Below are 22,327 nucleotides of genomic sequence, written 5' to 3' on the forward strand. Positions count from 1 at the left end.
CAATGGCGGAGCAGGCGCCGACAGCCTGATCGGCGGCACCGGCGACGACACCTACTATGTCGATAATGCCGGTGACAAGGTTTACGAGACCGCAGGCGAAGGCACCGACCGCGTCTACAGTTCGGTCACTTTCGCCGTCAACAGCCAGTCGATCGAATCCGTCACCCTGACCGGTTCGGCTAATATCAATGCGGCGGGTGGGGATGCAGCTGACCAGGTAACGGGCAATGCCGGCGCCAATATCCTGACCGGCGGTGCGGGATCGGACACCCTGATCGGCGGTGCTGGAAGCGACACCTTCGTCTTCGGTCTCGCCAGCGGGACAGACACGATCAGCGATTTCCTCAGTTCGGACAATGACCGTATCGAGCTGCACGCCTATAGCCTGGGCGTGGTCAATGGCGGCGGCATCACCATCACCCAATCGGGTCTCGATACGATCATCGACCTGGGCGGCGGCAATTTCATCACTGTGGTTCACGCTGTCGCAGCCGATGTGAACAGCCATATTATCTGGTAGCCGGGCCGTGACGCGCTCGGACTGTTCCGCTCAGGCCCGTCCTGGTCTGCGCTGGATCGACTAGGAAGGAAAAAAGGCAATGACCACCATACTGACGCACGACGCTGACGTTCCCCAGGGCGATACCCTGCCACCGCCGGGCGCTGTCGTCCTGAGCGACGGCACCTATATCGTCCAGATCACGGTCGTGACGGATGACCCCATTGACAGTTATTATGTACTGCAACGCTATGCCGCCGATGGCACGGCATTGGGCGATCCCCGTCCCATTGCCAACGTCCAAAACGACTCTCTCAGGATTATCGCCCTGGCGGAAGGCTATGCCGTCCTCGACAGATATCGCTTCGAAGGCATGGAGCGTGATGTCTATTTTGCCGACGATTTCCACGTCTTCAGCGCCGACGGCGACACCGTGGCAGCTCGTACCCTTGTCACCCACGCCCTCGCCTCGCTGCCGACCTTTGCACAGCTCGATTCCGGCGATCTTCTGTTTACGTGGCAGTTCGGTACGATCGGCAACACGGCGATCTTCCACGTGGATGGTACCAGCGTCAGCAGCCAGACGGTCCGCTCGCTATATAATACGCCCATTACCGCGGTTGTGGACGGAGGCTTCGTCGAGGTCTGGTTCGGTCTTGATGCCAAGACGCATGGTCAGTTCTACGATGCGACAGGCAATCCCACTGGGCCCGGCTTCCTGATCGCCCCCACCGGCCCCTCCGGCAACCTGATCGACACGGTCGGCGATACCCTGACCCGCTGGCAGGGTGACGGCTTCATCATGACCTGGAACGACTACGACAGGACCACCAACCAGCCCGTGGTGGTCGTGAGAACCTACGACTCGGCCGGCCACCCCGTGTCCGAAGCCACCCAGGCCGGTGCGTTTGTCGATCAGCCCGCCACCGCTGTCACCGTGTTGAACGACGGCGGTTTCGTCGTTACCTGGTTGGCAGGTAATGGATCGGCAGGGCCGAACCCAATCTATGCCAGACGCTTCGACAGTACCGGCCACGCCCTAGGTTTGCCGGTGCTGGTCAATGATCCGATGGCCACCAATGTCCACCTTCTCGGCGTAGTTGCGACGGCCGGCGGCGGCTTCACCGTCAACTGGAGCGGCACGCTCGACTCAAACTTTGATCTCTATCACTCGGCCTTCTCCGCGACGACGGACATGTCGGGCGCCAATCTGCTGTTCGGCACCTCGGGCAATGACTCGCTCGATGGCCGTCAAGGCGCGGATACAATGGCCGGCGGCGTTGGCAATGACACCTACTATGTCGACAATGCCGGCGACCAGGTCCAGGAACTGGCCGGCGCCGGCACCGACTGGGTCTTTTCGCTGATCACCTATACACTGCCGACCGATGTCGAAATCCTGGCCTTGCGCGGCACGGCCGATATCGACGGCCTGGGCAATGCGCTCAACAACCGCATCTCTGGCAATGTTGGAGCTAATCATCTGTTTGGAGGTGCGGGCAATGACGATCTGCGCGCCCTGGCCGGTAATGACACGCTTAGCGGCAACAGCGGCGCCGACACCATGTACGGCGGGGCCGGTAATGACCTCTACTATGCTGACGATGCCGGCGATCGCGTCATTGAAACCGCCGCCGGCGACGGTGTCGACGCGGTCCGCGCCTCGGTCGATTTTGCGCTGGGCGCCAATTTCGAAAACCTGACTCTGGTCGGTACAGCGAACCTGCGCGGTTTCGGCAATACGCTCAACAACACGATCACCGGCAACAGTGGCGGCAACATCCTGCGTGGACTGGACGGCAACGACGTCATCAATGGCGGAGCAGGCGCCGACAGCCTGATCGGCGGCACCGGCGACGACACCTACTATGTCGATAATGCCGGTGACAAGGTTTACGAGACCGCAGGCGAAGGCACCGACCGCGTCTACAGTTCGGTCACTTTCGCCGTCAACAGCCAGTCGATCGAATCCGTCACCCTGACCGGTTCGGCTAATATCAATGCGGCGGGTGGGGATGCAGCTGACCAGGTAACGGGCAATGCCGGGGCCAATATCCTGACCGGCGGTGCGGGCTCGGATACATTGATTGGCGGTGCTGGAAGCGACACCTTCGTCTTCGGTCTCGCCAGCGGGACAGACACGCTCAACGATTTCCTCAGCTCGGACAACGACCATATCGAGCTGCACGCCTACAGTGCGGGCGTGGTCAATGGTGGTGGCATCACCGTCACCCAATCGGGTCTCGATACGATCATCGACCTGGGTGGCGGCAATATCGTCACTGTGGTTCACGCTGTCGCAGCCGATGTGAGCAGCCATATCATCTGGTAGTCTCCGACATTATCAACCAGATTTTTGGCGCGCCGGGTGCAGATCCGGCGCGTTAATTTTTGACAAATTATGATCGTATGTGCAAATTTATGATTGATTTCGGTCTCTGGCCGGTTCACCATGGGCGTAAGGATAAAACCATCAGGGAGACAAGCGATGCGGGCTGTTCTGCTGACGGCGCTGTGGACGTTCGCCGCTCTGACCGCGCCCGCCGCAGCGCAGGTGGCCGCTGATGCCCCGGTCCAATCCCTTTTGCATCCCCTCTTTCAGGATCATGCGGTCCTGCAGCGCGACTGGCCCATACCGGTCTGGGGCTGGGCCGCGCCGAAAAGTCCGGTCACCGTGCGTTTCGTCGGTCACGACTACAGCGCCAGATCTGACAAGGACGGCCTGTGGCGGCTGGATCTGCCGGCCACGCCCGCCGGCGGTCCCTACGACCTGACGGTGACAGCCGGTGCACAGGCCACGACCGTTCACGACATCCTGCTGGGCGACGTCTATCTGTGCTCCGGCCAGTCGAACATGCAGTTCATGGTCCGCCAGTCGCGCAACATGATCGATGAAATCGCCCGCTCGGCCGACGACTCGGTCCGCCTGCTGCAGTTCGATCGCCGCAACTCGCCCGTGCCGCTCAGCCTGCCGCCGTCGCAGATCCACTGGGCGGCGGCTTCGCCGCAGACCGTGCCGGACTTCTCCGCCGTCTGTTATTTCTTCGGCCGCGAGATCGCCAGGACCCACCATATCCCGGTTGGCCTGATCCACAGCAGTTGGGGCGGTTCGATCATCCAGGACTGGCTGCCCGCCAATGGTCTGAAGGCGCTCGGCAATTACGACGCCGGCCTGGACACCCTGGCGCAATACGCCAAGGATCCGGCCGCCGCCGACGCCGCGGTCAAGGCCGGCACAAGCCCCTGGTCGGCCGCCAACGATCCAGGTACCGCCGGCCGCTGGGACGATCCTTCGCTCGATGACCAGGCCTGGGGAGAGGTGATCCTGCCGCGCGTCTGGGAAGAGCTGGGCCGGCCCGAACTGGTCGATTTCGACGGTGTGGTCTGGTTCCGCAAGCACGTCACCCTGACAGCGGAACAGGCCGCCAAACCGTCGACGTTACACCTCGGTACTGTCGACGAACGCGACACCACCTTCGTCAACGGCGCCAAGGTCGGTGAAACCATCGACTACCGCGTCGAGCGCGCCTATCCCGTGCCGGCCGGCTTGCTGCACGCCGGCGACAATATCATCGCCGTGCGCGCCATCGACGAAGGCGGCGGCGGGGGGCTGCGTTCGACGGCCGACAAGCTGTTTCTCGATCTCGGTCCCGACAAACTCAGCCTGGCCGGACCATGGCGCTACAGGATCGCCGGCGACTTCAAGACCCTGCCGCATCCGCCCTTCATTCCGTGGGTCGGCGCCAAGGGCTATACGACCCTGTATAATGGCATGATCGCCCCCATCGGCCCTTACGGCCTGACCGGCGTCCTGTGGTTCCAGGGCGAGCAGAATGTCGGAGACCCCACAGCCTATGCCCGCCTCCTGCCCGAAATGATCGGCGACTGGCGTCGTCAGTTCCGTGGCGACCTGCCGTTCCTCGTCGTGCAACTGACCAATTACGGCAATCCCAACCTGCAACCGGAAGAGTCGGGCTTTGCCGGTATTCGCGATGTTCAGCGCCGCACGGTCGCCGCGACACCCAATACGGGCCTGGCCGTTGCCATCGACCTTGGAAATCCGCGCGATATCCATTCGCCCGAAAAGCAGGAGGTGGCGCGCCGCCTGACCCTGGAAGCCGAAAGGGTGATTTACGGCCATCCCGACACGCCGGGTTCGCCCGTTCCGCTGGCGGCCGTTCGTGACGGCGCCACCATTCGCGTCAGCTTTTCCCGTACAGGCCAGGGACTGGTCACCCAGTCCGGTCTGCGGCCGTTAGGCTTCGAGTTGTGCGGCACAATCTGTACCTGGGCTGACGCCCGGCTCGATGGCGACACCGTCGTGTTGGACGCCGTGCCGGGCGCGACAAAGGTGCGCTACGCCTGGGCCGGGGCACCGGTGGTCAATCTGTATAACCGTGACGGCCTGCCGGTCAGCCCGTTCGAAATTACCATTTCCGGGGCTCAATAAGGAAACATCACCATGAACAAGCGCGATTTTCTACTGGGCACGGCGGCCTTTGGGGTGGCCGCGGCAGCGACCCCGGTCCTTGCCGATGTGTCAAAGGACCTGCCAAAAGACTGGATAGATAAGGATACCGGCCACCGCATTGTCCGCCTGTCGAGCCAGGACCATTCGCAGTCGCTCTACTTCAACTTCCCGGCCTTCTCGCCGGACGGCCGCTGGATGGTATTCAACACGCCCGCCGGCATTAGCCTTACCGACATGACCACCCTGGCGGAAAAGGTGCTGTACACCGGCGCCATGGAGGCCTTCTGCGTCTCGGCCGCCCAGCCCCTGGTCTACGCCCGCAAACGCGGCTTCGTGAAGGACGACATGAAGCCCGATCCGATCGAATATTTCAGCATCCATATGCTGACGGGAGAGGTCAAGTCGATCGCTACAGTCGACCATGGCTATATCGCCTCGGTCAATGCCGACGATACCCTGATGGTCGGCACCTGGGCGACGCGCCAGGTACCTTTGCAGCCGGGCCCCAAGGTGGCCAATACCGACGGCGGCTATAATGCGGTCGGACCTGACGGCAAGCCGCTCAGCTTCGCCGCCGCCAAGGAGGTCCGCATGGCTGACCGCCTCGCCGCCCAGGTGCCGATGGAGGTCTTCACCATCAACATCAAGACTGGCGAACGCAAGGTCCTGGTCGCCTCGACCGACTGGCTCAACCACGTCCAGTTCTCGCCGACCGATCCGAACCAGATCATGTACTGCCACGAAGGGCCGTGGCATATGGTCGATCGGATCTGGACCGTGCGCAGTGATGGCACCGGCAACCGCCTGATACATCCGCGGACCATGAACATGGAAATCGCTGGCCATGAGTTCTTTAACTGGGACGGCGGCAAGATCCTCTATGACCTGCAATTGCCGCGCGGCGAAGACTTCTGGCTGGCCGAGTACGATCTGAAAAGCGGCGCGCGACGCTGGTTCCACATGGAGCGCAATGAATGGTCGGTCCATTTCAACGTCTCGAAGGACGGCACCCTGTTCGCCGGTGATGGCGGCGACTCCGAGATGGTTGCCCACGCCGCGGATGGCAAATGGATCTACCTCTTCCATCCCGAAATCATCGAAGACCTGGGCGTCAGCGCGCCCAATGCCGCCGACCTGATCCGCCCCGGTGTTCTGCGCTCGGAGAAGCTGGTCAATATGGCAACCCACGACTATCGCACAGAACCGAACCTGCACTTCTCGCCGGACGGCAAGTGGATCGTCTTCCGCTCCAACATGCATGGCCCCATCCATGTCTATGCCGTCGAAATCGCCAAGTCAGCGTGAACTTGGCGACCGTTATGATAAATATCGATCAAAATCGATAATCATTTTATCGCATTGCAGCATATGAGCGGCGAATGGCCGGGTCACCAACCCGCATATTCGCCGCTCTTTTTGTCGGTCGGTTGCAGGTGCGTAGACGGGTTTGCTCGAGAATGATCGAAATCTGCGCATTAAGCGCGGATAGACGGCTTTGGGGGTGCGACCGGTGTCAAATTTCGCCTTGCATGCGGTAAATGCTATGCCGCACAGGGTTAAAATTCTGAGTATTCTATAATAAAAACAATATTTTGGGTAAAGTTATCGCCAATTCAACCTCGCTCGCCAGTTCCCGAAAAATGAGAAAAAATGCTAGTATGTGGCATTTTGGCGATGATGAAGGTTACTGAAAATGTGTTATTTGTGCTACTTTTGTGTCGAGAAATGATCGCTGGGTGCCCAATTATGGCATAATTAAGCGGCTCTTGGCTTGACTTGTCAAATTCAATCATGGAGGATGGCCATCAAGATCGAGACCGGTACAGGAGCTCGACAAACGGGAAGCGTAAAACTGGGGAGGTGCCTATGCGTATCCTCTGCGTCTCAGATTACAGCGTCGCCGCATCCGGCAACGCCAGGAGGGAACACATGGTAAAGCATTACGGGTTCAACAATATTCTCCGTCGTGGAACGGCATTGGCCATGATCGCGGCCTTTGCTGGTTTTGGCGCCTCGCAGGCCCAGGCCCAGGATCAGGCCACCGGCGACGCGGCCGCTGCGAAGGCGGACGAACCGACCGAGGTTGTCGTTATCGGCACGCGCGCTTCACAGCGCTCGTCGATCGATCGCAAGAAGCGCGCCAAGACGGCGACGGACTCGATCATTGCTGAAGACGTCGGCAAGTTCCCGGACAAGAATATCGGCGAAGCCATTTCGCGTATTGCCGGTGTGGCGCTGGATCGCGGCGACTTCAATGAAGGCGGCGAAGTGGCCCTGCGCGGCGCGACATCAGGCCAGACCAATGTCGAACTCGACGGCCTGGGCGTCCAAAACACCTCGACCACCAACAACCTGGCTTTCGGCGGTGGTTCGGATGGTCGCGGCAAGACCTTCCAGGAGTTTCCCGCCGACCTGATCAAGAGCGTCGACGTCGTCAAGGGCTCAACCGCGGCCATGACCGAGGGCGGCCTCGGCGGCAGCATCATCATTACCTCGCGCACGCCGCTCGACTTCAAAAAGCCCTTCGTCTCGTTCCGGGCCGATCGTACCTACAATTCGCTCGGCAAGGATTCGACGGGTGAATATAACTTCATTGCGACGCGCAAGTTCCTCAATGACCGCCTCGGCGTGATGATCAACTATTCGGACTCGTCAGTCGTTAACGACAACAACGCGGTCCAGAATTCCACCAGCGGCAACCAGGGCCTGGCGCGCGGCAATAACCCCGCAGGTTCGGGCTTCACGACCGGCACGGCGGCCTTCGACTTCGACAATTCGCCGAACAAGACCTTCACCTTCAATCCGTCGACCCTGTCGTCGACCGATCCGCTGGCAACGACCGTGTTTGCCAACAGCGCGGAAACGCCGCTCAGCCTGCTGACCAAGTCGGCCAGCGCCGCGACCAAGGCCGACTGCTACACCATGTTCCCGATCATCGCGGGGGCTACAGCGACTACGGCGCAGCGCACAGCCGAACTTCAAACCTGCCTGAACCAGTGGAACGACTATTCGCCCTCATTGGTCCGTTACTTCGTCCGCCGCCAGGCCGAACACCGCCAGACCTTGGATTTGCGCGCCGATTACCGGGTCAATGCGGATCTGACGGTCTATGCCAAGTTCAATATGAACAAGCGCCACGTCGACGACAATCAGCTGACCTTTTCCGAAGGCGGCATCAACGTCAATCCTGTAACCGTCAGCACCCCGACCTATAACGGTGTCGCCTTTATCGATACGGCCGGTGTGCGTGCTGCCGCGCCAGGCTCCGGCTATTATCTCTATGATGGTGTCAGTACTTTGGGCACTACCACGGCCAGCGCCGTTCGCGGCGCTGTTGTCAACGTCAACCCAGCGACTCTGGTGGTCGACGCCAATCACCATGTCATCCAGGCCGAAATATCCGACGGCAATATCAATACCGACCAGATCCACAACACAAACGACATTTCGTCGACATATCTGTCGTTCGGAGCGAACTTCCGTCACGATCGTCTCAGTATCGACTTCCTGGCCGGTGACGCCAAGTCGAAATACACCCGTTATGACAAGCGCACCAATCTGAGCTACACCTACGGCAAGGCGCTGATGAGCTTCGACGATACGTCGGGTCTCTGGGGCTATACCCTGCCGGCGGGACTGGATCAGACTAATCCGGCCTTGTACTCGATCATCCGTCCGGCCACAGCCAACCGCAATGCGATCACACCGACGGGTACGGATCCGGGCGTGCCGGGCCAGTTGGGCGCCTACACCATCGCCCAACAGCCCCTGACCGGCGCCGCTGTCGGCCTGCAATGGTCGCCGCGTGAGAACGACACCGAAACCAAGACAATGAAGCTCGACGTCAAGTACGACTTCACCGACAAGCTGCCCTTCATTCAGAACCTTCAAGTCGGCATGCAAATGCGCGACGATCAGCAAAAGGGCTGGAGCGGCGGCGGTATCACCATCGCACCGGAAAACACGCACCTCGGCACCACGCCTTACGGTACGGCCGGCTATGTCGCGCCGGTGATCCTGCCACGGCAAACCCTGCGCGGTTCGCTGCGGGCCTGCGAACCGTCCACGGCTCCCGGCGCCCTGCCATGTAACTACGGTTATCTCGCCAGCACCAATCTGGGCACTGCCGATGAAGGCGTCATGACCCTGCACCAGGCCGACTTCCAGGCCCTGGTCGGTCAGGTTTTTGCGCCAGCGTGGAACCAGTTCTTTGCCGGCTATCCCGACCGCGGCAACCTGTTCGATGGCTGGTCGCAGATTGATGTCGAAAAGCTGTATGGTCTGGTTTCGCAGGCGTCGACCAATCCGGCCTATTCGGCAGGGGGCGATCCTCTGGCCCATTATAACTTCGAATGCCTGAAGGTCTGTACGGCCAGTGACGGCAAGACGTACAATATGCCATTCAGCAGCTCGTCCGAAAAGACGACCGCCGCCTACTGGATGATCGAGTTCGAACAGAACCTTCCGTTCAACATGGTCTTCAACGGCAATGTTGGCACGCGCATGGTCAAGACCGATGTCGATGGTGCGGGTTACATTACCCTGACGAACAAGTCGTGCCGCAACTCGGCGAATTGTAATTCATCGACGACCGACAATGCCGCCAACATCACAACGGTCGCCGCTTCGGCCTTTGTCACCGTGTCCAACCACACTACGGACTGGATGCCCAGCTACAACTACAATCTGTGGGTCATCCCGGACAAGCTGGTGGCGCGCTACTACGCCGCGCGCGTTGTCGCCCGTCCGCCAATCGGGCAGCTGCTGCCCGCCGGCAACTGTACCTTCGACCAGCGTTTCGATGGTGCAACCGCCACCGACGGCAGCCCGGTCGACGCCGGCTGCGGTAACTTCGGCAACCCCGCCCTGAAGCCCTTCCAGTCGAACAACCACAATTGGAGCCTGGAATGGTATCCGAACCGTGACATGCAGTTCTCGGTCGGCCTGTTCAAGAACGACATCAAGACGGGCGCGGGCGTGCTGCGCGGCGTCAGCAACGGCCATCTGCTGGCCGGCACGGGCGCTGTCGATCCGGTCACCGGCCAGTCCGTCGAAAACCGGGAATTCGCCTACTCGACCTATTTCAACGCGCCCGGCTTTGTTCGTCACGGTCAGGAATACGCCTTCAAGGCGGCTTTGACCTTCCTGCCCTGGTACTTCAAGTATCTCGGCGTCGACGGCAACTATTCGACCCTCCACTCGTCGTCATCGGTGCCGATCCGTGACCCGAACACGGGTGACGCCCTGCCGCCCGCCGGTGAGTCGAGCTACTACGGCAACTTGTCGCTGTGGTATGACGACGGCACGACCAATGCCCGCCTGGCCCTGCAATCGCGCGACCTGTTCTTCGACTGTATCGCGTCCTGCGGTGCCAACAGTGCCAACAACTACTACGGCGAAGGCTATACCAATGTTCGCCTGCCCTATAACCCGGGTGCGCCGAACTTCCGCGCCAAGACCGACTATGTCGACTTCAAGGTCAGCCACAAACTGCGTCCGGAACTGGAAGTCTTCTTCCAGGCCAACAACATCACCAAGCAGGCGGTCCAGAAGGACCAGGGTATCTACAACACCTATGCCAGCGGCGCGCCGTCGATCCTCGAAACGGGCTATGCCGGCTACCGCGTGACCTGGGGCTTCACCTACCGTCATTAAGCCACCGCGCAATCCGAAAAGTGCCACGCCAGTTATTGTGCACTTTTCGGTTAAATTGCGCGGCAAACAAAGACTTCAAGCGTAACTTCCTCCCTGAGTTCGCTCTATCGACGCCAGCCCACCCGACCCGGGGCTGGCGTCTTTTTTTTGGGGAGGCAATTTGCGAGGACGCCATGGCCCATTCCGATGTTTCCCGCCGCCAGCTTCTGGTCTCCGCCGCCGCCCTGGCCGTTGCGACCGCCTTGCCAGGCAACGCCAAACCGGCAAAAGTCCCCACGCCCGACACGTCCGTGATCTGGCTCGACGGAGAAGCGCCAGGTTTCAGCGAAGGATCGACCTTCGGCGTGCCGTGGCCGCAAGGCGTGCTGTCCGCCAAGTCCAGCCTTGCCATGACGTCGGAGACTGGTGATCTGGCTGTGCAGTCGTGGCCGATCGCCTTCTGGCCCGACGGATCTTTGAAATGGTCGGGCCACGCTACGGCGGCGACGGCCACGCCCGCCAAATCCTGGCGCCTGGCGCCCGGTACCGCGACAGCCCCGGCCAATGCCGTCACGGCCAGGGCCGCCGGCGATGCTATACTCGTGACATGCGGCGATCACCAATGGACGATACCGACCTCTGGCCCGGCGCTGATCTCGGGTGCCACGGTTGCCGGCAGGTCGGTCATGGGGCCCGTCGCCCTGACCGTCCTGGCCCAGGACAATGCCGGGCTCGATGACGCCGATGCCGTCCACCAGACGCGCTATACCGGCCAGACGATCAAGGCGACCATCGAGCAGTCCGGTCCCGTCCGCGCCGTCATTCGGCTCGATGGACACCATTCGGACGGTACACGGAAATGGCTGCCCTTTACCGTGCGGCTCTACGCCCATGCCGATGCGGAATCCCTGCGAATCGTTCACAGCTTTGTCTGGGACGGCGACGCTGACCACGACTTTATCCGCGGCCTCGGCCTGACCGCTCATGTACCGATGTCGGACGAGCTCTATAACCGCCATGTCCGCTTTACCGGCCAGGTCTTTCCAGGTGAAGAGGGGGGCGTGTGGGGCGAGGCGGTCCGGCCGCTGACCGGCCTGCGCCGCGATCCGGGCAAGCCCTTCAAGGACGCCCAGGTCGCCGGCCGCGCCGTACCGGACATGTCCGGCATGGCCCCGGCCGTCGTCAAGGGCCTGCCCTATATCCCGCCGTGGGGTGACTTCACCCTGTCGCAGTCGAGCGCCGACGGCTACCATATCCGCAAGCGCACCGTACCGGGACAGGCGTGGATCGACGTCATCGGCGACCGCCGCGCTTCGGGTGTTGTCTATGCCGGCGGCGCGACGGGTGGAGGTGTAGCCCTGGGCCTGAAGGACTTCTGGCAACGTGCCGCCACCCGCCTCGATGTCCGCGGCGCTGCGTCCGACGACGCCACGGTGACGGCCTGGTTCTGGTCGCCCGACGCGCCGGCCATGGACCTGCGCTCGTACCGCCCGGTCTGGGGCATGGATACCTACGAGGCCCAGAACAAGGGTCTCGACATCACCTATGAGGATTACGAGCCTGGTTACGACAAGGCCTACGGCATCGCCCGCACGACCGAGTTGATGTTGTGGGCGCTGCCGGCCACGCCCGAGCGTCCGCGCCTGGCCCAAATGGCGATCGCGACCGCCACGGCGCCGCGCCTGACCGTGTCGCCGGAACGCCTGCACCTGGCCGGTGTCTTCGGTGCCTGGAGCCTGCCCGACACCACGACCCCGGTGAAGGCCGCGCTGGAAAATCGCCTGAGCTACCAGCTCGACTACTATCTCAGCCAGATCGAACAGCAGCGCTGGTACGGTTTCTGGAACTATGGCGACGTCATGCACACCTATGACGGCGACCGTCACGCCTGGCGCTACGACATCGGCGGCTTCGCCTGGGACAATTCCGAACTCTCGTCCGACATGATGATGTGGTACGGCTATCTGCGCACCGGTCGCGCCGACGTATTCCGCATGGCCGAGGCCATGACGCGCCAGACGGGGGAGGCCGATGTCTATCATCTGGGACCATGGAAGGGCTTCGGCAGCCGCCACGCCGTCCAGTCGTTCAGCGATTCCTCAAAACAACCGCGTGTCTCCCAGGCCGCCTACCGCCGGTTCTACTATTACCTGACGGCGGACGACCGGGTCGGTGATTTGATGCGCGACCTGACAGACTCCGAAAATACCCTGACGACGGTGTTTATCGAACGCAAGGTCGGCGCCGCCGGCGGCAGCGGTTATGGCATCCGCGAACGCATCCCGGGGACGGTCGATTGCGCCTTCGGCACCAGTTGGGGAGCGTTTCTCGCCGCCTGGTTTACCGAATGGGAGCGGACGGGCGATCCCAAATGGCGCGACCGCATCCTGGCCGGCATGAACTCGATCGCCACCATGAAATACGGCTGGTTCGCCGGGGGTGCACCGATGGACCTGAAAACCGGCAAGTTCTTGGGCAAGGGCGACAAGGCCGAGGTCTCGCACCTCAACGGCGTCTTCGGCGTGTTCGAAATGCACGTCGAACTGTTGGCCCTGCTCGATGTGCCGGCCTACAAAAAGGTCTGGCTCGACTACTGCAAATACTACAACGCCTCCGACGCCGAGTTAGCGGCCTTCCTGGGCGTTCCGGCGCCCAAGGGGCGGTCACTGGTCGAGGCCCATTCGCGCTTTACCGCCTATGCGGCGCATGAGTTGAAAGACGAAGCCCTTGCCCGCCGAGCCTGGCGCGAACTGTTCAAGGGCGAAGGGCGTTCGACCAGTCTGAAGCCGTCAACGACGCATATTGCCGGTTCCGACGTGTTGCATCCGGTCGACGAGGACCCGACGATATCGACCAACGGCGCCTCGCAATGGGCGCTTTCAGCAACCGCCAACCTGGCCCTGATCCCCGAAACCGCCGAGGCGGAGGGGGCGGCCTATCTGACGTGAAAGAATTTTGGAACCGCGAATGAACGCGAATAAGCGCGAATAATTAAGGGTTGGCCTGCATCGGCATCCCGGCCAAATGAACCATGACCTATTCGCGCTTATTCGCGTTCATTCGCGGTTCCAAAACTCTCCGCTGAGCGTTCAAGATCAACCGGCGTATCCAGATCGACCAACCCGCCCGAGCCCGCCAGCTCGACCTGCCATACGCGAAAACTGGCCATGATCGCGCGCGCGCCGGCGGGTCCGTCAAGCTGGCGCAGACTGGCGAAACAGGCACGGCCGAACATTACAGGGTGACCTTGTTGGCCCTCATAAACCGGTACCACGATGTCCGTCTCGTTAGCTTCGAACGCTGTTAACATCGCATGATACGCAGACGGTTCGACAAACGGCATATCGCCCAGTGCGATAAACACAGCCTCGATATCATCTTCGATCGCCTGAACGCCCAGCGCCAGTGAACGACCCATGCCGGCTTCGGGCTGCGGATTGATCACCACGTCGAAGTCGCTCGCCAGGCTGATGACAGGGCTGTTCTCCCGCGTCACAACAATCCGCTGCCCCAAACCGAGCGTCCGTACCGTGTCGAGCACACGCGCCACGACCGGCTTGCCGTGCAACTCGGCCAGCAGCTTGTCGGCGGGGCCGAAACGCGTCGACAATCCTGCTGCCAGGACGATTACAGCTGTTTTCGGTAACATGCCACGATCTCCGCCAGGGCCGACAGGGCGATTTCCGGTGGTGTCGCCGCGCCGATATCGAGCCCGACCGGACCGTGAATGCGTGCCAGATCATCGTCCGAAAAGCCCTGCTGCTTTAAAGTTCTCAAGCGGCTGGTCTGCGCCGTCCGGCTACCCAGTGCGCCTATATAAAGAGCTTCGGACCTGAGTGCCCGCGCAAGAATCTCGGGTTCGCGATCGTGATCGTGGAACAGTGTCAGAACAGCAGAAAATCGGTCGAAAATGGCATCAGTAGGGAAATCCCAACGAAAAAAGTCGACCAACGGCAAGGCAAGGAAGCCATCAGTTTTTAGCCTGTCCAGGGTTTCGTCGTCTGGCGTATGTATAGCGATTTTCATCTCGAGTTCATGCGCCATCCGCGCCGTGCATTGGACAATTGCACCTTGCCCAAATAACTTCAAGTAAAGGGGGGGACGGTAGTTCTGTGTAAAGACCTTATCGCCAAGATCAAGGTCCAGAGATGTCTCCCAGCGCTGGCCAAGATCCATAAGCACAGATTCCACACGCTTAACATCCATAGTCACGTCGAAATGGATATCGATCCCCGATCCGCATGGCAGGCGCAGATCCTTGAACCGCGACCCTTCGCCGTAGCGCTCGACATGGTTTCGCCCGGTCTGCATCGCCGCCATGGCGTCGAGCACCAGCGTCCGCTCGATGCAGCCGCCGCTGATCAGGCCGACACTGCGGCCGTCCTCGCAGACCGCCATCTGGCTGCCGACGGGGCGCGGCGAGGCGCCGTCGGCCTTGACCAAGGTCAGCAGGGCGCACGCTTTGCCTTCGCGCCGCCACGCCAACCAGTCCGACAACACGAAATCGCGATACTCGGTCGGCGGTACAATCAAGCCAACGTCCCGGCCAAAGTCTCTGAACGTATTGGCAGGTCGCGGATACGTTGGCCCGTCGCGGCGAAGATGGCGTTGGTCACCGCCGGAATGACCGGTGGCAGGGCCGGTTCGCCCAGGCCCGTCGGGCTGAATTCGGTCGTGTGGAAAAACACATCGACCTTCGGCGCTTCGGGCATGCGCAGCAGCGGGAAGGTGTCGAAATTGCTCTGTTCGGCCGCCCCGTCGGCAAAGGTGACCTCGCCGAACATCTCGCCGATGCCGTCGATCACTGCGCCCTGGACCGTGTTTTCGGCGTGCAGCGGATTGATGATGGTCGAGCCGATATCGCCGACGACCCAGACCTTCAGTACACGGACATTGCCGTCGCGGACCGCGATCTTGGCCACCTCGGCAAAGTAGCCCTGATGGCTGAAATAGCAGGCGACCCCCATGCCGTATCCCTTGGCCAGCTTGGTCTTGCCCCAGCCGGATCGCTCGGCCACGATCTGCAGCACGCTGCGCATCCGCTGCGGATTATAGCCCCAGCTGTTTTTAGCGCCGGTATAGGGCTGAATCTTTTCATGTCGGTCGATATGGGCCAGACGTGCGGCAATTGGGTCCTGGCCGGCGGCATGGGCGATTTCGTCGATAAAGCTCTCGGTCGCAAAGGCTACGGCATTGCTGATCGGGGCGCGCAGATAGCCCGTCGTCACCGGCGTTTCGATATAGGATTCGCCCGTGCGCACATTGTCAGTCAGCTGTGTCGCGAAGGCGCCATGATCGACCTCGCTGCCCTGGGCGATCTGGCCCCCGCGGGTGAAAGAAATCACATGGTTGCGATAGGCGCTGAGCTTTCCGTCCGCGTCGATGCCTGCCTCCATGCGATAGATCGCACCCGGACGGTAATAGTCGTGGGTGACGTCGTCTTCGCGCGACCAGACCAGCTTGACCGGCATGCCGGCCCGTTGGGCGATCACGGCCGCCTCGACCATATAGTCGTTTTCCAGCCGCCGCCCGAAGCCGCCGCCGCAACGGATCATATGGACGGTAACGTTTTCGGGTGGGATGCCCAACGCCTTGCCTACCAGCTTGGCGCCTTCGTCGGGTAACTGGGTCGGCGCCCAGATCTCGGCCTTGTCACCCGTGACCGATACGGTGCAGTTCTGCGGCTCCAGCGTGGCATGAGCCAGGAAGGGAACGGTGTAATCGGCCTTAAGCTTGGTTTTCGCCGTTGCCATGGCGGTGTCGAAATCGCCGTGCTCATTGGCCGACTTGATGGGCGGCTTGTCGAGCAGCCCGCGTGCCGTGTCGAGATATGCCGCTGTGCTGTGACCCTTGCCCGACGTGTCATCCCACACGATGTTCAACGCCTCGCGCGCCCGGTTGGCGTACCACCAGTTGCTGGCCAGGATGGCGACGCCGTCCTTTAGCCCGTGCATGGCGTCATTGCCCCAGTCTGCGCCCTTCAGGATGAAGGCGTCCTTGACCCCCTTCATCGCCTTGACGGCGTCGAGATCGGCCGAAACGATCTTGGCGCCGAAGACTGGCGCGCGCACATAGGCGGCACAGACCATGCCCGGTACGGTCACGTCGATACCGAAGATCGGCTTGCCCTCAACGATCTTCGGACTGTCAAACCCCTTGCGCGGCTTGCCGATCAATTGAAATTGCGCCGGGTCCTTCAATTTCAGCGTCGCCGGGTCGGGTGGTGTCAGTTTCGCTGCGTCACCGGCCAGGTCGCCATAGCTCAGCTTGCGTCCGCCGTTCAGAACGAAACCGGCCCTGGTCGTACAGCTTGCTGCCGCAACACCCCATTTTTGCGCCGCAGCCGTCACCAGCATGTGACGCGCCGCTGCGCCGACCTGGCGCATGGGCAGCCAGTTCTCGGACGTCGCCATGCTGCCGCCGGCATATTGCTCGCCGTATTTCGCCTTGTTGCCATCGGCCTGTTCGATCTGCACCTGAGCCCAGTCGACGTCGAGCTCCTCGGCGATCAGCATCGGCAGCATGGTCTTGATGCCCTGGCCGATTTCCGGATTCTTGGCGATGAGGGTCACTGTGCCGTCATGGCCGATACGCACGAAGTTGCCCAAGGTGGCGGCAGCCGGCTGTGCCGCCCCCGTACCCACCGAAAAGCCAAGCAAAAGTCCACCGCCCACAGCGGCGCCGGCGGTCAGGAAAAGACGTCGGGAAGGCTGGGGTGAAGCTTTAAAACTGTCGTCCATGATCAGCCCTCCCGCGTATCGGTGACCGGCAGTCCGGCGGCCGTCTTGATGGCGGTGCGGATGCGGGTATAGGTGGCGCAGCGGCAGATATTGCCTTCCATGGCGTCGTCGATCTCGGTGTCGCTCGGCTTGGGATTGGCGTTGAGCAGGGCGGTGGCGCTCATGATCTGGCCGGCCTGGCAATAGCCGCACTGGATGACGTCGACATCCAGCCAGGCCTGCTGGACCTTGGCGCCCAGAGGCGTTGCGCCGATTCCCTCGATCGTGGTGATGGCCGCGCCGTCCAGCGACGACACCGGTGTGATACAGGCCCGTGTCGCCTCGCCATCGACATGCACGGTGCAGGCGCCGCATTGCGCCATGCCGCAGCCGAACTTGGTGCCCATCAGGTGCAGTTCGTCGCGCAGGACCCACAGCAACGGCATGTCGGGATCGACATCAACCTCGCGAATCTGCCCGTTAATCTTCAGACTGTAGGCCATGATCACGTCTCCCGTCGCATTTTCGAAAAGGCGTAGCGCATTGCCTTAAAAACGTCCATCCTTTGTGGTGAAGATTGGCCGTGTGGTCATGAACCGCAAAAACGTGATCCGGAGCGCTTTCCTTGACCCTGACGAAAATCTGTTTTTCCGCGATGACTGGCCTGCTGGCACTTGCAGCCGCACCGGTCCTGGCCGACGATATTGCCGATGGCCAACTCGTCTACAAGCAGATGTGCAGCGCCTGCCACAAGGTCACGCCGGACCAGAAGAACGGCATGGGCCCCAACCTGTTCGGCCTTGTCGGCCGCAAGGTCGGTTCGGCGCCCGGCTTCACCTATTCGGCGACGCTGAAGGCGGACAACGCCGCCGGTGAGGTCTGGAGCAAGGACAAGCTGTCGACCTTCCTGGCCGCGCCGCAACAGGTCAAGCCCGGCACGAAAATGACGGTTGCGGTCAAGGACGACATCAAACGCGCCAGGCTGATCGCCTATCTGGCCAGCCTGAAGCCCTGATCGAGGCACGCTGATCTCAAATATTGAGAAGCTGGGCGCGGCATTTAGGCAACGCTTGCCATCTATTACGCCCGTGTTGCCAGCCGGCCTTTATATGGCCCGATAATTCTCGCAACCCCACAGACGGTTTTGCGGCGCACAAACGTTATTTAATCCGACAATTCCCAGCGCACGCTGCCGTGAGAAACATACGCATGACAAACACCCCGACGCGACCCTCGATCCGCCGCATGGCGACTGGCCTGTATGGCTTGATGCTGCTGGGCCTGGTGGGCACCATGGCGGCCCCCATGTCGGCATCCGCGCAGGACGCCCCGCCGCCGCCGGCCACGACGCAGGCGCCGCCGGCTGACGCCAAGCCCGATGCTAAGCCCGGCGACGCGCCCGCCGATGCCACGACCGTGACCATTCAGGGCAAGAAGGCGCAGAACCGGATCGATCGTCAGGTCTATGATACCAAGAGCGATATCGACGCCCAGACCGGCACGGCCGCCGACGCGCTCAACAAGGTGCCGTCGGTCAATGTCGACCCGGAAGGCAATGTCACTCTGCGCGGACAGTCGAGCGTCCAGGTCTATGTCGACGGTAAGCCCTCGGCCATGATGAAGGGCGATAATCGCGCCGCCACCCTGCAGTCCATGGGCAGCGGCGACATCGACTCGATCGAGGTGATGAACAACCCCGGCGCCCAGTTCAGCGCCGAAGGCACGGGCGGCATCATCAATATCGTCATGAAGAAAAACCGTCGCCCCGGCGCCTCGGGCACGATCATCGTCAATGCCGGCAGCCAGGGCCGCTATAACGCGACCTTTTCCGGATCGCGCAATACCGGCAAGCTGACCTTGAGCGGCGGCGCCAGCTTCCGCCACGATGGCCGCGACAGCCGCAGCACCTCGACCCAGCAGCGTTTCGATAGCAATGGCGTTGTCATTGCCGATAACAATCAATCCGGCCTGTCCGAAAACCATTTCGACAATCTGTCGCTCAATGGCGGGGTCGATTACGTCATCAGCGACATCGACACAGTCAGCACCCAGCTGGGCTACGGCAAGCGGACCTTCGACAACGAAAGCCTGAATACCTACCAGGGTTTCGATATCAACGGCCCGGTCGATTACGTCCGCAATTCGACGGGTGAGGGCGACCGCGAGGATACTTCTGCCACCTTCCACTGGGATCATACCGGCGACCAGCCGGCAGAAACCCTGAAATTCGACCTGCGTGTCAGCACGTCGAACGGCGGCAATACGAGCGCCAGCGTCAATGACTATGCGCTGGCCGGCAAGGATGACTTCAACGACCTGAAGACCTCGACTTCGCGCACTGGCACAGGGGTGTTCAGCATCGACTATGCCCGCAATGTCGGCGACGGCCAGCTGTCGCTCGGCACCCAGACGACGATCGACGACAACCACTTCATCAACACCTCCGTCCTGCCGGACTGCGTCAATCTGGCGGCCAACGATCCGCGCTGCCAGGGCAATGCGTCGCTGAACAATGATTTTGCCTACAAGCAGATCCTCAACGCCGCCTACATCACCTTCCAGCAGCCGATCGGCGAAAAATGGATCGTCCAGGGCGGCCTGCGCTCGGAAACCATCGACCTGACGACGCGTCAGTTGACGACCCACACGACCGGCAACACCAACTACACCAAGCTGGTGCCCAGCGCCTTTGCGACCTATACCCTGTCGGATAACGCCAAGCTGCGCTTCTCCTATTCGCACCGGCTGCGCCGTCCCAATCCGCAGGACCTCAATCCCTATGTCGTCTTTGTCGACGCCCAGAACCTGTCGGCGGGCAATCCCGACCTGAAGCCGTCGGAAAGCGACAGCTTCGAGCTGGGCTACGAATATCAAAAGCAACAGCTGTCGTGGCAACTGCGCGGCTACTACCGCAAATCGACCAACCAGATCACCGATGTCAGCTTCTTCAGCAGCCCGGGCGTCATCACGACGACCAAGCAAAACCTGGGCGAAGGTCAATCCGGCGGCGTCGAATTCAACTTCAACAACAAGATCGGCACGAAACTGAGCCTCAGTTTCAACGGCAATCTGGGCGTCGAAGAACTGAACACGCCCAATGGCGGCAAGCAGTCGGGTACGACCCTGCGCGGACGCGGCAGCATCGACTACCAGATCACGCCGAAGGACAAGGTCCAGCTCGGCATGTTCTCGTCTGGCCGCCAGCTGACAGGCCAGGGCTACCGCTCGCCCTTCTCGATGGGCAACCTGTCCTATCGTCACCAGATCAATCCGAAGACGGCCCTGACGGTGACGGTCAACGATCCGTTCCGCACCGGCAAGAACACGAGCGTCACGGACACGGCTAATATCTACAGCATCTCGACGCGCAGCGTCAGTTCGCCGACCTTCTATGTCGGCCTGTCCTACATCCTGGGCGGTGCCTCGCAGGGCCAGCAGGACCAGAATGGCCCCAATCGAGGTCAAGGCCAATGGCAGGGCGGCCGCGGCAACTGGGGCGGCCCCGGTGGCGGCGGTCCGGGCGGTGGTGGCGGCATGGGGCCGGGCGGCGGTTTCTAGCATTTTTTAGCTCAAGCGCCGCATGGCTCCTCGCATAAGCTCGGGCGGGCGGTCGCCCTTGCCAAGCTGCAATGATTAAGCGTCATTGCAGCTTGGAAAATTCCGTCCCGGCCCTATCGCCACAGTCGTTTAGTATTTGTACTGCACGGCGATCCAGGTCTTTTTCCGTGAGGCCGGGGCGGTGGGGTCGTCGCGCTGATAGTCGGCATATTTCAACATCAGGCTGATCTTCGGGGTCAGGGCGACGGTAGCGACGGCATCCCATTCGTCGCCGAGATCGCGCCGGTTATGGGTCGTGCCGAAGTCATGGTGAACCAGGGTCAGGGCCGGCTTGAGCTTGCCCGGCAGGTTGACGGTCAGGCTGCCCGACAGGTCCGTGAGGCCGTCGACAAACGTCTTGTTGCCGCCGGTGCCCGAAAAAGCGTCGGCAAAGCCCTCGAAGGGATGCGGGCTCGCCAACGGAGCGACAAAGCCGACCGTTCCATTACCACCCAAAGATTCGTAGTTGATCCGGCCGGTCAGGAGCTTGTAACTGCCATTGACCTCGAACATGGTCTCGCTGAGGCGGAAATCCTTGGGATTGCCATGGCCGTCGGTTTCGCTGGCAAACTGCGCCACATAGCCGATATTGCCATTGGCGTGCTTGCGGCTGCCGGCGGCGCGCACGCCGGCAATATCGACGGAGGAGGCGCGGGCATTGGCGGCGTCGGCGGCCGTCGGGGACTTCGCCGCCGTGGTAAAGCGCAGGCTGTAGTCGAAGGCTGTCAGCTTCAGCGCCGGTGCGAAATCGTAGCTGGCATTGAACAACCAGCTATTGGAGTGCCAGTCCTTCTCGTCGCCGATGACGCGGTTGACGCGCGAAAGATAGGCTGCCGTCACCTTGAACTTGCCTTTGCCGGTATCCAGGCGCACGGCGTCGAAGGTCTGCTCGTCCTGGCGCCAGCCGGCTGTGCCGACAAAGCGCGCGTCATCGAGGACTATGCGCTGGCGGCCCAGGGTCACGGCTGTCACCTTATCCGGCGCCCAGGTGATCTGGGCGCGGTTCAGTTCCATCACCGACGGGTCGTTGACATTGGGATACTGGGTCTTGCCGTTGACGCTCGAATTGTAGTTGTCAATCAGTGGTGAGGTGTTTTCCAGCTCGATCAGGGCAGAGACGTGTTTGAAACTGCCCGTCTGGAAGCCGAGGCGCGTGCGCAAGGTCAGGGCCTCGGCCTTGTTCGCGGCGCCCTGGAGATTTACCGTTTCCAGCCGAAGATTGGACTCCACGATAGGCTTTGACGCCGCGATGGCCGCACTCAGGCTGTCTTCGGCATGCGCGGCGCAGGCCCACGCGGTGGCCATCACGAGGCCGGCGGCAGAGATAAGCAGACGGGATTTTACGAACATGTTTCCTCTTGGGGTTTTGCCATAATGCCCGGTCGCGCCAGGCTTGGTCCAAGGAAT

13 protein-coding genes are annotated in these 22,327 nt (G+C 61.5%); 8 read left to right on the top strand and 5 right to left on the bottom strand.

Going from position 1 to position 22,327, the window contains the following annotated elements; all coding sequences use genetic code 11:
- The 6 genes from AC1DXO_RS09930 to AC1DXO_RS09955 all read left to right on the top strand — a co-directional run.
- Positions 1-520: calcium-binding protein (locus tag AC1DXO_RS09930; RefSeq protein WP_476977977.1), on the top strand; the 520-nt coding region annotated here is incomplete at its 5' end.
- A 79-nt stretch (positions 521-599) separates the two neighbouring features.
- Positions 600-2,831, top strand: a complete 2,232-nt coding sequence (locus tag AC1DXO_RS09935; protein WP_476977978.1) for a calcium-binding protein — start codon at positions 600-602, stop codon at positions 2,829-2,831.
- A 156-nt stretch (positions 2,832-2,987) separates the two neighbouring features.
- Positions 2,988-4,949 (top strand): sialate O-acetylesterase, encoded by a 1,962-nt coding sequence (locus tag AC1DXO_RS09940; protein WP_476977979.1) that lies wholly within the window; start codon positions 2,988-2,990, stop codon positions 4,947-4,949.
- Positions 4,950-4,961: 12 nt separating this feature from the next.
- On the top strand, positions 4,962-6,275 hold the full coding sequence (locus AC1DXO_RS09945; RefSeq protein WP_476977980.1) for an oligogalacturonate lyase family protein: 1,314 nt from the start codon (positions 4,962-4,964) through the stop codon (positions 6,273-6,275).
- Between the two features lie 624 nt (positions 6,276-6,899).
- Positions 6,900-10,625 carry a TonB-dependent receptor gene (locus AC1DXO_RS09950; RefSeq protein WP_476977981.1) on the top strand — a complete coding sequence of 1,242 codons (3,726 nt, stop codon included), beginning with the start codon at positions 6,900-6,902 and terminating at the stop codon, positions 10,623-10,625.
- 173 nt (positions 10,626-10,798) lie between these two features.
- The gene (locus AC1DXO_RS09955; RefSeq protein ID WP_476977982.1) at positions 10,799-13,552 is read left to right on the top strand and encodes an exo-rhamnogalacturonan lyase family protein; all 2,754 of its coding nucleotides are present in this window, start codon (positions 10,799-10,801) and stop codon (positions 13,550-13,552) included.
- Positions 13,553-13,650: 98 nt separating this feature from the next.
- Here the strand turns inward: AC1DXO_RS09955 and AC1DXO_RS09960 are convergent, their stop codons facing one another.
- From AC1DXO_RS09960 to AC1DXO_RS09975, 4 genes are read right to left on the bottom strand one after another with little or no spacing between them, the layout of a single operon-like run.
- Positions 13,651-14,253 carry a nucleotidyltransferase family protein gene (locus AC1DXO_RS09960; protein WP_476977983.1) on the bottom strand — a complete coding sequence of 201 codons (603 nt, stop codon included), beginning with the start codon at positions 14,251-14,253 and terminating at the stop codon, positions 13,651-13,653.
- Entirely contained in the window at positions 14,232-15,137 is a 906-nt protein-coding gene (locus AC1DXO_RS09965; protein WP_476977984.1) for an XdhC family protein, read from the bottom strand. Before AC1DXO_RS09965 ends, AC1DXO_RS09960 begins: the two co-directional genes overlap by 22 nt.
- Entirely contained in the window at positions 15,134-17,344 is a 2,211-nt protein-coding gene (locus tag AC1DXO_RS09970; RefSeq protein ID WP_476977985.1) for a xanthine dehydrogenase family protein molybdopterin-binding subunit, read from the bottom strand. The genes AC1DXO_RS09965 and AC1DXO_RS09970 overlap by 4 nt, the downstream gene beginning before the upstream one ends.
- A 2-nt stretch (positions 17,345-17,346) precedes the next feature.
- On the bottom strand, positions 17,347-17,826 hold the full coding sequence (locus AC1DXO_RS09975; RefSeq protein WP_476977986.1) for a (2Fe-2S)-binding protein: 480 nt from the start codon (positions 17,824-17,826) through the stop codon (positions 17,347-17,349).
- Positions 17,827-17,948: 122 nt separating this feature from the next.
- Between AC1DXO_RS09975 and AC1DXO_RS09980 the strand changes: the two genes are divergently transcribed.
- Both AC1DXO_RS09980 and AC1DXO_RS09985 read left to right on the top strand, forming a co-directional pair.
- Positions 17,949-18,338: a c-type cytochrome gene (locus tag AC1DXO_RS09980; protein ID WP_476977987.1), complete on the top strand. Its 390-nt coding sequence runs from the start codon at positions 17,949-17,951 to the stop codon at positions 18,336-18,338.
- Between the two features lie 194 nt (positions 18,339-18,532).
- Complete coding sequence (locus tag AC1DXO_RS09985) at positions 18,533-20,881, top strand: TonB-dependent receptor (protein ID WP_476977988.1); 2,349 nt, start codon at positions 18,533-18,535, stop codon at positions 20,879-20,881.
- Between the two features lie 129 nt (positions 20,882-21,010).
- Here the strand turns inward: AC1DXO_RS09985 and AC1DXO_RS09990 are convergent, their stop codons facing one another.
- Positions 21,011-22,270, bottom strand: coding sequence for an alginate export family protein (locus AC1DXO_RS09990; protein ID WP_476977989.1), 1,260 nt, complete (start codon positions 22,268-22,270; stop codon positions 21,011-21,013).
- Positions 22,271-22,327 lie beyond the last annotated feature (57 nt).

Source organism: Asticcacaulis sp. P2_C5 (assembly GCF_056404555.1).